Source organism: Streptomyces sp. WMMB 714, assembly GCF_900090125.1.
Classification (GTDB): Bacteria; Actinomycetota; Actinomycetes; order Streptomycetales; family Streptomycetaceae; genus Streptomyces; species Streptomyces daqingensis.
Genome location: NZ_FMHJ01000008.1, coordinates 12,512 through 25,794, shown reverse-complemented (window position 1 = coordinate 25,794; position 13,283 = coordinate 12,512). Strand labels below are relative to the sequence as shown.

9 protein-coding genes and 1 tRNA gene are annotated in these 13,283 nt (G+C 70.0%); 6 read left to right on the top strand and 4 right to left on the bottom strand.

The annotated features are described in order from the left end of the window. Positions 1-285 precede the first annotated feature (285 nt). The 4 genes from H181DRAFT_RS16035 (at position 286) to H181DRAFT_RS16020 (ending at position 4,829) form a co-directional block, all read left to right on the top strand. The gene (locus H181DRAFT_RS16035; RefSeq protein WP_045865176.1) at positions 286-1,191 is read left to right on the top strand and encodes a carbohydrate ABC transporter permease; all 906 of its coding nucleotides are present in this window, start codon (positions 286-288) and stop codon (positions 1,189-1,191) included. Between the two features lie 27 nt (positions 1,192-1,218). Further along, positions 1,219-2,166, top strand: a complete 948-nt coding sequence (locus H181DRAFT_RS16030) for a carbohydrate ABC transporter permease (RefSeq protein WP_045865175.1) — start codon at positions 1,219-1,221, stop codon at positions 2,164-2,166. 11 nt (positions 2,167-2,177) lie between these two features. After that, entirely contained in the window at positions 2,178-3,566 is a 1,389-nt protein-coding gene (locus H181DRAFT_RS16025) for an ABC transporter substrate-binding protein (protein WP_045865174.1), read from the top strand. Between the two features lie 66 nt (positions 3,567-3,632). After that, on the top strand, positions 3,633-4,829 hold the full coding sequence (locus tag H181DRAFT_RS16020) for a Gfo/Idh/MocA family protein (protein WP_045865173.1): 1,197 nt from the start codon (positions 3,633-3,635) through the stop codon (positions 4,827-4,829). 136 nt (positions 4,830-4,965) lie between these two features. On the opposite strand, the gene H181DRAFT_RS16015 is transcribed toward H181DRAFT_RS16020, so the two are convergent. Together H181DRAFT_RS16015 and H181DRAFT_RS16010 are read right to left on the bottom strand one after the other, a co-directional pair. Further along, positions 4,966-7,515 carry an ABC transporter permease gene (locus H181DRAFT_RS16015; RefSeq protein ID WP_045865172.1) on the bottom strand — a complete coding sequence of 850 codons (2,550 nt, stop codon included), beginning with the start codon at positions 7,513-7,515 and terminating at the stop codon, positions 4,966-4,968. Between the two features lie 217 nt (positions 7,516-7,732). Beyond that, positions 7,733-8,521 (bottom strand): ABC transporter ATP-binding protein, encoded by a 789-nt coding sequence (locus H181DRAFT_RS16010; protein WP_045865171.1) that lies wholly within the window; start codon positions 8,519-8,521, stop codon positions 7,733-7,735. A gap of 424 nt (positions 8,522-8,945) precedes the next feature. On the opposite strand from H181DRAFT_RS16010, the gene H181DRAFT_RS16005 reads away from it, so the two are divergent. Continuing rightward, positions 8,946-9,032: transfer RNA gene (locus H181DRAFT_RS16005), tRNA-Leu, on the top strand. A gap of 26 nt (positions 9,033-9,058) precedes the next feature. On the opposite strand, the gene H181DRAFT_RS16000 is transcribed toward H181DRAFT_RS16005, so the two are convergent. Together H181DRAFT_RS16000 and H181DRAFT_RS15995 are read right to left on the bottom strand one after the other, a co-directional pair. Then, on the bottom strand, positions 9,059-11,485 hold the full coding sequence (locus tag H181DRAFT_RS16000) for a SpoIIE family protein phosphatase (protein ID WP_045865170.1): 2,427 nt from the start codon (positions 11,483-11,485) through the stop codon (positions 9,059-9,061). A 209-nt stretch (positions 11,486-11,694) separates the two neighbouring features. After that, positions 11,695-12,030, bottom strand: a complete 336-nt coding sequence (locus tag H181DRAFT_RS15995) for a hypothetical protein (RefSeq protein ID WP_045865169.1) — start codon at positions 12,028-12,030, stop codon at positions 11,695-11,697. Between the two features lie 308 nt (positions 12,031-12,338). Between H181DRAFT_RS15995 and H181DRAFT_RS15990 the strand changes: the two genes are divergently transcribed. Next, positions 12,339-13,265 carry a DMT family transporter gene (locus H181DRAFT_RS15990; protein ID WP_045865168.1) on the top strand — a complete coding sequence of 309 codons (927 nt, stop codon included), beginning with the start codon at positions 12,339-12,341 and terminating at the stop codon, positions 13,263-13,265. Positions 13,266-13,283 lie beyond the last annotated feature (18 nt).

The following is a 13,283-nucleotide window of genomic DNA, read 5'->3' as shown; positions in this document are numbered from 1 at the left end:
GGACTGCCGGCATTGCTCGGACTGGTCAACCGCGGCCTCCACTACGGCACTTCGGGGGTGGCTCCTCAGCTTATGCCGGGAGCGCGTAACTTCCGTCTGAAACTATAGCTCCCCGATCAGGGCTCCGGTGTCATGGTGGGAGCCGGGGAAACCAGCGGCTGTGCGATCCCTTGACAGCCCTATAACTTCCACGTAGAAGTAATCCGGTCGGTGCTCGCCCCGGAGCGCCCGACCCGGCGACAAACGCGGACAAGCCGGAAACGACGCGGAGAAGGGGGTCTGCCGATGGCCGCCGTCAAGCCGGCGAGCGCGGCACCGAACCGCAGAAGGGGCGACACCCGCGTCGCTCTCGCCTTCGTCGCCCCGGCGATGCTCGGCTATCTGGTCTTCCTCGTGTGGCCGACGCTGCGCGGTGTCTATCTCAGCTTCACCAGCTTCGACCTGCTGAGCGAGGAGAAGTGGACCGGCCTCGGCAACTACAGGCGGCTGCTCAACGACCCGGTCTTCTGGGACTCGCTGGGCGTGACGCTGCAGTACGTAGTGATCAACATCGGCGTGCAGACGGTCGCCGCGCTGCTGATAGCCGTCCTCATGCACCGGCTGACCCGCTCGACCGTCGTGCGGGGGATCGTCCTCGCGCCGTACCTGGTCTCGAACGTCGTCGCCGGAATCGTGTGGCTGTGGATCCTCGACACGCAGCTCGGTGTGGGCAACGAGGTCATCGAATGGCTCGGCTTCGACAGGATCGCCTTCTTCGGTGACGCCTCGTGGGCGATACCGACGATCGCGCTGGTGAACGTGTGGCGGCACGTGGGCTACACGGCGCTGCTGATCTTCGCGGGCCTGCAGTCCATATCGCCGACGGTCTACGAGGCGGGCCGCGTCGACGGCGCGAGCGAGTGGCGGATGTTCCGGTCCATCACGGTGCCGCTGCTGCGGCCGGTCCTGTCCCTGGTCCTGATCATCACCGTCGTCGGCTCCTTCCAGGTCTTCGACACCGTCTCCGTCACCACCGACGGCAAGCCCGCCAACGCCACCAACGTCCTGCAGCTGTACGTCTACGACCTCGCGTTCGACCGCCTGCAGTTCGGTTACGCCTCCGCCATCTCCGTCGCGCTGATGCTCGTACTGACCGTCATCACGGTCATGCAGTACCGCCTCATGCGCGCCGGCCGGTCGGACCTCGGCTGAGAAGGAAGGTCTGCAGTGACGGCAACGATGACGCACGCGGAGACCGGCGGCGGCCCGGAGGCCCGCGAGAAGCCGGACGGCGGCAAGCGTGAGCGGCGGCCCCTGTCGTGGGGGCGTGTGCTCGCCTGGGTGGCGATGGGCGCGATCACCGTGCTCACCCTCTTCCCGTTCTACTGGATGCTGAGGACGGCGCTCTCCACCAACACCGCGCTCGCGCAGGCCCCGGCCTCCCCGCTTCCGGTGGACTTCAGCTTCGGCGGATTCCTGCGGGTTTTCGGACTGCAGAGCACGGAGGAGGCACTCGCGGAGGGAGGTGCGGGCGGCTCACTCGACTTCTGGCGGTACCTCGCCAATTCGGTGCTCGTCGCCACGCTCGTCACCTTCTGCCAGATGCTCTTCGCCTCGATGGCCGCCTACGCGTTCGCGCGGCTGCGCTGGCGCGGACGGGACGCCGCCTTCGGGTTCCTGCTGGGCGGCCTGATGATCCCGGCGGTCTTCACGCTGCTGCCGAACTTCGTCCTGATCAAGGAAGCCGGCCTGGTGGACAGCCTGTTCGGCATCACGATGCCGATGGTGTTCATGACGATGCCGTTCGCCGTCTTCTTCCTGCGCCAGTTCTTCCTGGGGATATCCCACGAGGTGGAGGAGGCCGCCCTCATCGACGGGGCGGGGCGGGTCCGTGTCTTCTTCCAGCTGGTGCTGCCGATGTCCGCGGCGCCCATCGCGACGCTGAGCATCCTCACCTACATCACCGCGTGGAACGAGTACTTCTGGCCGCTGATGGTGTCCTACAGCGGCAGTTCGCGGGTGCTCACCGTCGCGCTGAGCATCTTCCGGGCGCAGACCCCGCAGACGGGCACCGACTGGGCCGGGCTGATGGCCGCCACGTTCGTGGCCGCGCTGCCCATGGTCGTGCTGTTCGCCCTGCTGGCGAAGCGCATCGTCAACTCCATCGGCTTCAGCGGCATCAAGTGAAGGAGAGTGGGATGAGCACCGCACTACGCGGCAACCGGCGCCGCACGTCCGCCAGGGCCTGCGCGGCCTCCTTCGCGGCCCTTGCCCTCGCCGTCCCCGCCGCCGGCTGCGCACCGCAGACCGGCTCCGCCGGGGACGGGAGCACCGTCTCGTACTGGATGTGGGACGCGGCCCAGCAGCCCGCGTACGAGGCGTGCGCCAAGGCGTTCCACAAGAAGAACCCCGGGCTGCGCGTGAAGATCACCCAGATCGGATGGGACTCGTACTGGACGAAGCTGACGTCGAGCTTCATCGCGGGCACCGAACCGGACGTCTTCACCAACCACGTGGCCCACTACCCGCAGTACGAGAAGATCGGCGTGCTCAGCCCGCTGGACGAACTCGGCCCCACCCGCGGGATCAAGGCGTCGGACTACGAACCGGGCCTCGCCGAGCCATGGATGGGGCGGGACGGCCACCGCTACGGCGCCCCGAAGGACTGGGACACCGTCGGCCTCTTCTACGACAAGAAGGTCACCAGGGCGGCGGGCGTCAGCGACGCCGAACTGCGCGACATGGACTGGAACCCCGAGGACGGCGGCAGCTTCGAGAAGGTCCTCGCCCGGCTGACGGTCGACGCGAACGGCAAGCGCGGCGACGAGCCGGGCTTCGACAAGGACAGCGTCGTGCGCTACGGCCTGGCCACCAACGACGCCGGCGGGGACAACCACGGCCAGTCGCAGTGGAGCGCCTTCACCGGCTCGAACGGCTGGAGCTACACGGACAAGAACCCGTGGGGCGAGCACTACAACTACGACCGGAAGCGCTTCCAGGAGACCATCGACTGGTACTTCGGCCTCGCCGAGAAGGGCTTCATGGCCCCGCTGGAGGACTACTCCCAGACCAACTTCCCGGAAGTGCAGGTCGGTTCGGGGAAGGCGGCGATGGCCACGGAGGGCTCCTGGAAGCTCAGCGCGTTCTCCGGCCTCAAGGGCGTCGACCTGGGCATCGCGCCGACACCCAAGGGGCCGACGGGCGAGCGCGCGTCGATGATGGGCGGTCTCGCCGATTCCATACCGAAGGGAGCGAAGAACAAGAAGGGTGCGGCGAAATGGGTCGCCTTCCTCGCCTCGGCCGAATGCCAGAACATCGTGGGCAAGGACGCGACCGTCTTCCCCGCGACCCCCGAGGGGACGGAGAAGGCCGTCGCCACTCACCGCGAGAACGGGCTGGACGTCACGCCGTTCACCCGCCACATCGAGGACGGGACCACCTTCTCGTTCCCCGTGACCGACCACGCCGCGGACATCAACGCGATCATGCTCCCGGCCATGCAGGAGGTCTACGCGGGGGACGCACCGGCCAGCTCTCTCACGACCACGAACAAGCAGGTCAACTTCCTCTTCCAGCAAGACGATTGAGCCAGCACCACAACTGGCGGCACCTCGCTGGTCATCCATGACGGCACGCACAGGAAAGGCTTCACCGTGCCCTTCTCCATCGGAATCGTCGGCGCCGGACAGTTCGCCGGCTCGTTCGCCAAACTCTTCCAACTGCACCCCGGCGTAGGTGACATATACGCCACCGACCTGCTTCCCGAGCGTGCGGACGGACTCGTGAAGCAGCTGGGTCTGGCGGGCAGCGCGGCCTCCTACGAGGAACTCCTCGCCGGCGACGTGGACGCCGTCGCCCTCTTCACCCAGCGCTGGACGCACGGGCCGCTCGTGGTGCAGGCCCTGCGGGCCGGGAAGCACGTCTACTCGGCGGTGCCGATGGCCGTCTCCCTGGAGGAGACCGAGGCCATCATCGAGGCGGTCGAGGAGACCGGCCTGACGTACATGATGGGCGAGACGAGCCACTACAACCCCGCCACCGTCTACGCCCGCGGGAAGATCGCCGCCGAGGGCTTCGGGCGCCTCTTCTACGCCGAGGGCGACTACGTCCACGACATGGATCTCGGCTTCTACGACGCGTACAAGTACAGCGGCGGGGAGCGGTGGAAGGAGACGGCCAGCTACCCGCCGCTGCTCTACCCCACGCACTCCATCGGCGGGATCCTCGGCGCGTGGCAGACGTACGCCACCAGCGTCAGCGCCGTAGGGGTCCCCGACGACCGCGGGGACGGCGTCTTCGACCGCGGGATCAGCCAGTTCGGCAACGACTTCTCCAACGCCACCGCCCTCTTCGAGGTGGCCGGCGGCGGCTCGTTCCGTACGAACGAGTTCCGGAGGGTCGGCTACCCCTCCCACATCCGCGAGTCCCGTTTCCGCTTCTTCGGCACGGAGGCCAGCTTCGAGCAGCTGGCGACGGTCAGCTTCTGGCAGGACAAGACGGGCGTGCAGGACGTGTCCGAACACCTCCAGGCGGTTCCGACGCTCGCGGCCGACGACCCGTCCCTGGAGAACGTCGCGCCGGCGCTGCGGGACGCCTTCATCTCCGGCACGGCCCCCGTACACGACCGTTCACGCCTGCCCCGCGAGTTCGCGCACGCGCCCAACGGGCACGAAGGCTCGCACCACTTCCTCGTGGACGACTTCGTCAACGCCGTCAACGAGGGCACGCTGCCTTCGGTGAACGCCTGGGTCGCCGCCCGCTACACCGTGCCGGGCATCGTCGCCCACGACTCGGCGCGCAGGGACGGCGAGCGGCTGACGGTGCCGGACTTCGGGGACCCGCCGCGCTGACGCGCCTCCGGCCACGTCGCGGCGCACAGCCGCCCGGGCCGGAGCCGGTGCGCGTACGGCAGTGGCCCGGCCCCCGCGACCGGGGAGCCGGGCCACTGTCCGCCGCTGGGGCGGATTCCGCCTCAGCTGTCGCGTCTCACTCGCTCTTGATGGCGGCGAGCATGTTCAGCTTCGCCGCACGGCGCGCCGGCCACAGCGCCGCCAGCATGCCCACGACGGCCGCCAGCGCCAGGAAGAGGCCGATCCTCTCCCACGGCACCACCAGTGCGTACTGCGGAAGCGAGGACGCGATCAGCTCGCCGGCCGACCAGCCGAAGAAGACGCCCAGACCGATTCCCAGCACCCCGCCGAAGAGGGAGATCACCAGGGACTCCAGCCGCACCATCCGCTTGACGCCCCGGCGTTCGAGTCCGATGGCCCGCAGCATGCCGATCTCCTGCGAGCGTTCGAAGACGGACATGGCCAGGGTGTTCACGACCCCCAGCACCGCCACGATCACAGCCATCGCCAGCAGCCCGTAGAGCATGTTGAGCATCAGCGTGAAGATCTCGGCGATGGACTCGGAGAGGTCCTTCCTGTCCTGGACGAGGATCGCCGGGTTGTTGCCGAGAGCCTCCTCCAGCGTGGACTTGGCCGACTCGCTCGCGCCGTCCGCCGTCTTGACCATCACCTGCATGCTCGTGACGCGTTCCATGTGCGGGTCGAGGGTGCCGGTGTCCATCAGCATGCCCTGGAGCATCTCGTTGCCCTTGTAGACGCCCGAGACGGTCAGCGTGCCCTTCTTGCCGTCCTCGTAGACCACCGGGAGGGCCGAGCCGACCTTCCACTTCCTGCTGTCGGCCGTCTTCTTGTCCACGACGACCTTGTCGCCGGTCAGGCCGTCGAAGCTGCCGGAGGTGAAGTCGAGATCGGTGAGCTCACCGATGGTCTCGCCGTTCACGCCGGTCATGTACTCGACTTCCTTGCCCACGCGGGCAGGGGAGTTGCGCATCGGGCTCGACGCGGTGACCTGGCCGTCCCGCTCCAGCTTCTCCTCCACCTGCGGTGCGAGCGGCGTGAAGTTGGCCATGCTGATGGTGTAGTCGGCCTTGAACGACTCGGTCGCCATCTTGTCGATGGCTTCCTGCACGCTGCCTGCGATCACGGTCATGCCCGTGATGAGGGTCAGGCCGATCATCAGCGCCGAGGCTGTCGCGGCCGTACGGCGCGGGTTGCGCACGGAGTTCTGGCGGGCGAGCTTCCCCGAGACCCCGAAGATGCGCATCAGCGGAGCGGCGGCCGCGATGACGGGACGCGACAGCAGCGGCGTCAGCACGAACATGCCGATCAGCAGCACGGCGGCGCCGAGACCCATGGGGACGTCGCCCTCGCCGGCACTGTCGAGCGTCGTCGCGTACAGCACGAGCGCCGTGCCGGCGGCGGCGAGGAGCGCCCCGATCGAGTTGCGCACGACGAGGGAACGCACGGTGGCGGTGGCGTGGACGCTGCTCATCGCCGCCACCGGTGGGATCTTCGCGGCACGCCGCGCCGGCAGCCACGCCGCGAGCACGGTGACCACGATGCCGGTGACGAGCGACGTGACGACGGCCGAACTGTCCACGACGAGCGGCCCGTCGGGGACGGTGGCGCCGATCTCGCCCATCAGCGAACGCAGCGCCGCGCCGATCCCGACGCCTGCCGCGAGGCCCGCGACGGCCGCGACCGTCCCCACCACGAACGCCTCGACGAGTACGGAGCGGGTCACCTGCCGCCGGCTCGCGCCGACCGCGCGCAGCAGCGCCAGCTCCTTGGTCCGCTGGGTGACGAGCATGGTGAAGGTGTTGGCGATGATGAAGATGCCGACGAACAGCGAGATCCCGGCGAAGACCAGCATGCCGGTCTGCATGCCGCTCATGCTCTCCTCGATCGCCTTCGACTGGTCGGAGGCGAGCTTCTTCCCGGTGACGGCCTCGGCGCCGTCGGGAAGGATCTTCTGCGCCTGCGACTTCAGCTCCGCCTGCGACGTGCCGGCGGCGGCCTCGAGCGTCACCTGGTCGTACTGGCCGGGGGCGGAGAAGAGGCGCTGGGCGGTGGAGGTGTCGAAGAGGACGAGCGTGCCGCCCGCCGCCACGTTGCCGTCGTCGGTTGTGAAGACGCCCACGACGCGGTCCTTGCGGACGGGGCCGTCGATGGACAGGCGTGCGGTGTCGCCCACCTTGTAGCCGGTGCGCTCAGCGGTCTTCTGATCGAGGGCGATCTCACCGCCGCGCTGCGGTGCCCTGCCCTCACTCATGGGGTAGCGGGCGTCCTTGCCCTTCCCGCCGGCGCCGGCGTAGTAGTTGGCGCCCGTGGACTGCCAGCCCTCGCCGACGAGTTTGCCGTCCTTGTCGGCGAGCGCGGCGAACCCGGAGACGGAGCCGGTGACGGTGGAGGTGCCGGGCAGGTCGCGCGCCTTCTCCAGCGTCGCCTGGGAGAGGCGGGGCTGCTTGCCCGGTGCGCCCCTGCCCTGCTTCTCGCCGCCGGACGGCTCGATGGCGAGGTCGACGTTGCTGAAGCCCTTCTCGGAGCTCTTCTGGTAGGCGTCGGAGATGGTCGAGGTGAAGACCAGGGTGCCGGAGACGAAGGCCACGCCGAGCAGCACGGCGAGCACGGTCATCAGCAGCCGGGCCTTGTGCGCGAAGACGTTGCGCAAGGCGGTACGGAGCATCGGTGAGTCCTGGAAGTGAGAGGTGCCGGTCCGGTCGTGGACGCGGACGGGCGTCGGTGGGTGTGCGCGGGCAGGCCGACCCGAGGGCCCGCCCTGTCGGGTGGCGTGCCCTGCCGAGTGGACTGTCCTGGTGGCGGGTTCGCGGGAGTTGAGGCCGCGGCGCGGACGGGCCGCCGTCTGCGGACCGCCCGGGAGCCATCCCGTCAGATCCGGCCGTTCAGCTCGTCCGCACCCTCGCGTCGAGGCTCTTCATCCGCTCGAGGACCGACTCGGCCGTCGGCCCGAACATGTCGTCGACGATGCGGCCGTCGGCGAGGAAGATGACGCGGTCCGCGTAGGAGGCGGCGACCGGGTCGTGGGTGACCATGACGATCGTCTGGCCCAGTTCGCGTACCGAGTTGCGCAGGAAGCCCAGGACTTCCGCGCCGGAACGGGAGTCGAGGTTGCCCGTCGGCTCGTCACCGAAGATGATCTCCGGCCTGCTCGCGAGGGCGCGGGCCACCGCGACGCGCTGCTGCTGACCGCCGGAGAGCTCGCTGGGGCGGTGCTTGAGGCGCCCCGAGAGACCGACGGTGTCGATGACGCGGTCGAGCCACGCCTTGTCGGGCTTCTGGCCGGCGATGTCCAGGGGGAGGGTGATGTTCTCCAGGGCGTTGAGCGTCGGCAGCAGATTGTACGCCTGGAAGATGAAGCCGATCCGGTCGCGGCGCAGCTGCGTGAGCTTCTTGTCCTTGAGCTTCGTCAGTTCGGTGCCGCCGATGAGGGCGCTGCCGCCGGAGACGGTGTCCAGTCCGGCCATGCAGTGCATCAGCGTCGATTTGCCGGAGCCCGACGGGCCCATGATGGCGGTGAATTCGGCCTTCCGGAATTCGACCGAAACATGGTCCAGGGCGACCACCTTGGTCTCCCCCTGTCCGTAGACCTTGGTGAGATCTGTGGCGCGCGCGGCGGCGACGCCGGCGGGCGCGGGTGCGGTCGCGTTGACGCCTGTGTAGGTGGTGGTCACGGGACTGTGCTCCTGTCGGAAGGTGTGGCGGATCGGGACGACTTCATCCTTCCGTGCGGTCCCTGCCTGCGGATCCGCCCCCGTGCCCCTTTCCGGCCCAGCCTTACGGGGTACTCCCGGCCGGGCCGTCATCCCTGGGTATGACGCTCTCCCTGACGGCCGCTACGGGTGCGGCGGCTCAGCGGCGGAAGGTGAATTCCAGTGTCCGGACGGCGACTTTCCGTCATTTCCCGAGCATGCGAAGCGCTACGCGGGAGGCCCCGAAATGGGGGGCGCGGTGCTGACGGCTCGTCAGTTGCCCATAAAATAAGACAACATCGGGCCAGCGCCCCGTAGTTGAGGGCGTGACGCTGGATAGGCTCTCCCTGCACCCTGGGGTAGGACCGGCGCGCTCTCCGTAGCGGCGGCCGGTCCTGGAGCCGGTGCCCGGATGGTGGAATGTAGACACGACGAGCTTAAACCTCGTTGGCCCTCAAGGGCCGTGCCGGTTCAAGTCCGGCTCCGGGCACCACCCGATCGAACAGCGGGCCCCGTCCCTCAGGGGAGGGCCTGTTCCGTCCAGATGGTCTTGCCGGACGCCGTGTACCGGGTGCCCCAGCGCTGGACGATCTGCGCGACGATGAACAGCCCGCGCCCGCCCTCGTCGTCGGTGGCGCTGTGCCGCAGGTTCGGCGAGGTGTGCCCCTTGTCGGACACCTCGCAGTGCAGGCTGCGGTCCCGGATGAGCCGGAGGTAGACCGGGCCGGAGGCGTGCCGGACGGCGTTGGTGACGAGTTCGCTGACGACGAGTTCGGTCGTGAACGCCAGCTCGTCCAGGCCCCATTCGGCCAGCTGCTCCAGCGCGAGCGTGCGGGCGCGCGAGACCGCGCTGGGTTCCGCCTCCAGCTCCCAGCCGATGACCTGGTCCACACCCAGCTCATGGGTACGGGCCAGCAGCAGGGCCGCGTCGTCGGTGGCGGGCCCGTTGGGCTGGAGCTCGGCGAGAGCCCGGTCGCACAGCTCCTCCAGGGTGCTCGCCCGGTCGGAGAGGACGTCCTTGAGCTTCTCGACACCGGTGTCCAAGTCGCGGTCGCGATCCTGCACGAGCCCCCCGGTGAACAGAGCGAGGAGACTGCCCTCCGGCAGGGAGATCTCCATCGACTCGAACGGCAGGCCGCCCACGCCGAGCGGCGGACCGGGCGGGATCTCCAGCAGGTTGAACGTGCCGTCGGGATCGACGACGGCGGCGGGCGGGTGGCCTGCGCGGGCCGCGGTGCACACGCGCGACACCGGGTCGTACACGGCGTACAGGCAGGCGACGCCGAGCCCCTCGTCCGCCCCCGGTCCGGCGCCCGCTTCCTGCTCCTCCACCCCCTGCAGGACGAGGTCGTCCATGCGGGAGAGGAGCTCGTCGGGGGAGAGGTCCAGCCGTGCGAGCGCACGGACAGTGGTGCGCAGCCGTCCCATGGTGGCGGCGGCGTTCATGCCGTGCCCCACGACGTCGCCGACGACGAGGCCCACACGCGTACCGGAGAGAGCGATGACGTCGAACCAGTCACCGCCGACGCCGAGGCCGATGTCGGCCGGCAGGTAGCGGTGGGCGACCTCGACGGCGGACTGCTCGGGAAGGCCCCGGGGCAGCAGATTCCGCTGCAGCGTGAGCGCAGAGGCCCGCTCGCGCGTGTAGCGGCGGGCGTTGTCGATCGACAGAGCGGTACGCGTCGCCAGCTCGTTGGAGAGCGACATCTCGTCGTGGTCGAACGGGGCGGAGCTCTCGCCGCGCCGGAAGGTGACGAGCCCCATGGTCGTGCCCCTGGCGCGCAGCGGGACGGCCAGCGTGGAGTGCATGCCGTTCCTCTCCGGGGGTGCCGACTCGCTCCGCCGGTCGATGATCACGGCCTTGCGGGAGGAGAGCGCGGCCTGCTGCGGGGAGCCGGGCTCGTACGCGACGCGGAAGGGCCCCCCGGTCGGGGCGTCCTCGCCGTCGGCGCCCGCGTACGGGCTCCCGACGCGCTCCACGACCCGTACGAGGGAGGGCGACTCTCCCTGCGGCCGGGGCTCCTCGCCCTCAAGGACGCCCTCGACCAGGTCCACGGTGACGCTGTCGGCGAACGCCGGGATGACGACCTCGGCGATCTCGCGGGCCGTGGTGATCATGTCCAGCGTCGTGCCGATGCGGACGCCCGCCCGGACGGTGAGCGCGAGCCGCTGCTGCGCGCGGTAGCGCTCCGTGATGTCGAGTGCGTCCTCGCAGACGCCGAGCACGTGGCCGTCGGGATCGCGCAGCTGGTAGTACGCGCAGGACCAGACGTGATCGTGATCGGGGTCGGCCGGCGGGCGCGCCTGGTAGAGGAGCCCGAAGACGGGCTCACCGGTCTCGATCACCCCGCGCATGACGTCCTCGAGGGCGCGGGGATACCCCTCGGTGAGCACCTCGCCGCCGTTGTACAGCTCGTTGACGCGCTTCCCGGCGTACTCGCTGAACTTCCGGTCGATCTCGCTCTGGTACTTGGCGTTGGCCCAGGTCAGCCTGAGCTCCGTGTCGTAGATGCCGAGGCCGATGGGGGACTGCGTCGCCAGGCCGCGGAGCATGGCCTGGTGCGCCTCCCAGGAGCGCAGCGGCTCCAGCGGCACGGCGACCATGATCTGCGGCGAGCCGTCCCGGCCGGCGAGGGAGCAGATCGTCGTGGCCACCTCGACCTGGTGGCCGTCGCGGTGGCGGGCGATACGGGCCTCGTTGCGGCAGGTGGGACCGACGGACCGGTCGAGCAGTTCGATCAGCGCGTGTTCGTGGGTCGAGCGGCCCACCATCAGCGTGTCCACCCGGCGGCCCAGGATCTCGTGCGGCTCGTAGCCGAAGAGCTCTTCGGCGGCTTCGCTCCACCCGATGACCATGTTGTCGCTGTCGAGCAGCGCCGTGGCGGCACTCGTGACGTCGAGTGGCCCACGGAAGTCGATGCTCTCGGCCTCGCTCCACGCGTTCATGGCACCAATCCAGCCCGCATTCGTTTCTTACAGGGTCGATCCAGACGGGACCGGACACAACCGCAGCGGACGCGGGTGGGGCCCTGGAGGGGAACGGAGGGCCGCCGGGGCCGGGAAACCGGCGCCCTGCGGCGGGCGACGGGCGGGCCGCGGTTCACCCGTCCCGCGGTGCCGGGCGCCGGGGCCGGCGCGCCGACCGGTCACTGCGGTCACTGCGGGCCCTGCGGCCCCTTCGGGTCCCGCCGCCGGCGCCGTACGGGGGACCGCCGCGCGGGCCTCGGCGGAGCCGTCCGCCGGGAGCGGGGAGTGGAGCAATCGGGGCACCAGTAGCCGATGCCGCGGGTGAAGGTCCAGCCCTGCCTCTCGATGTAGGGCGCCGCTCGCGTGCTGCTGTGCAGGACGTGGGCGAAGAGGTCCTCCTCGATCGGGGGCGGCGGCTCGTCGATCACGAGGTCGAACACTGCGCGCGCGGGACAGCCGATGTCGTCGCAGGCCAGGTAGAACCGGACGGGCCCCGGTGCCTCTCCCTCGGTCATCAGGCTCATGCCGTCCACGCTAGGCAGCGCGGAAGGGGGCGTGTGCCGGGTTGCGGAATGGGGCCGACGCGCGTCCTGTGAGCACTGCCTTTCCAGCCACGGGTGGCCGGGCCCGGGCGGGACGGACGCGCCTCGGCCGGTGAACCTGTCCCGCCTGCACCCGTGGTGGAGCAGCGGGGGACGGCGGCACGGAGGTCAATCGCCTGTGTCGCGGCCTCGTGAACGCCTCCGGGCGTCACCGGTGGGAGATGCTGGGGCGAAACCGGACGAACTGCCGGGGCAGCTGCGCGGGCCCCGCCCGAGCGCCGTGGAGTGGCATGCCGATCCTGGTCTACGTGTACGGCCTGGCGGCGTCCTGCTTTCTGGGAGTGGGGTTCGTGCTGCAGCAGGACGCCGCCGCCCGCGCCCCGCTCGGCGACATCCTCTCGTTCCGTCTGCTGCTGGACCTGATGAAGGTCCCGCGGTGGCTGCTGGGCATCGCTTTCATGGTCGTCGGACAGCTGCTCAGCGCCTTGGCGCTCTCCCTGGGCGACGTCTCCCGGGTCGCTCCGCTGCTGGCGACGAATCTGCTGTTCGCCATGGCGCTGGCCAGGCGTATCAGCGGTCAGCGGCTCGGCCGCACCGGCTGGGCGGGCGTGGTGATGCTCAGCGGCGGCGTGGCCGTGTTCGTGGCGGCCGGTTCGCCGCAGGGCAACGACGACGCGCAGATCGGCCCGCTGCGCCGCTGGCTGGTCATCGGGGCCGTGCTCGCGGTCGCCCTGCTGATGGTGATGATCGCCCGCCATCTGCGGCTGGCGGAGGAGCCGCCCTGGCTGGCGGCCGGCGCGGGAGTGCTCTACGGGCTCCAGGACGCGCTGACGCGGGACGCGAGCACGGTCCTGGAGGAGTCGGGCATCGGTGGGCTGATCACCACGTGGCAGCCCTACACGATCGTCACCTCGGCGGTCGTGGGCCTCGTCCTGGTGCAGAGCGCCTTCGAGGCGGGGCCGCTGCGCCAGTCGCTGCCGGCGCTGACGGCGGCCAACCCGCTCTCCGGGATCGCGTGCAGCATCGGTTTCCTCGGCGACACCGTGCGGGTCACGCCGCTGGCGCTGACCGGGGAGATCGTCGGTCTGGGGGCGGCCGTCTCGGCGATCTTCCTGCTCGGGCGCCACCCGGCGATGCCCACCGGCTCCAGCGGCGGGGGAGGGGCCGAGGGCGAGCCGGCCGCGGACGGCAGCGGGCAGCCGCAGCAGCGCAACTGACGGGCACGCGAGCTGCCC

What these genes read in the sequence shown, in the direction of transcription:
- H181DRAFT_RS16015 (WP_045865172.1), bottom strand. Translation starts at nt 7,515, where the DNA reads ATGCTCCGTACCGCCTTGCGCAACGTCTTCGCGCACAAGGCCCGGCTG.
- H181DRAFT_RS16000 (WP_045865170.1), bottom strand. Translation starts at nt 11,485, where the DNA reads ATGAACGCGTGGAGCGAGGCCGAGAGCATCGACTTCCGTGGGCCACTC.
- H181DRAFT_RS15995 (WP_045865169.1), bottom strand. Translation starts at nt 12,030, where the DNA reads ATGAGCCTGATGACCGAGGGAGAGGCACCGGGGCCCGTCCGGTTCTAC.
- H181DRAFT_RS16025 (WP_045865174.1), top strand. Translation starts at nt 2,178, where the DNA reads ATGAGCACCGCACTACGCGGCAACCGGCGCCGCACGTCCGCCAGGGCC.
- H181DRAFT_RS15990 (WP_045865168.1), top strand. Translation starts at nt 12,339, where the DNA reads ATGCCGATCCTGGTCTACGTGTACGGCCTGGCGGCGTCCTGCTTTCTG.
- H181DRAFT_RS16035 (WP_045865176.1), top strand. Translation starts at nt 286, where the DNA reads ATGGCCGCCGTCAAGCCGGCGAGCGCGGCACCGAACCGCAGAAGGGGC.
- H181DRAFT_RS16030 (WP_045865175.1), top strand. Translation starts at nt 1,219, where the DNA reads ATGACGCACGCGGAGACCGGCGGCGGCCCGGAGGCCCGCGAGAAGCCG.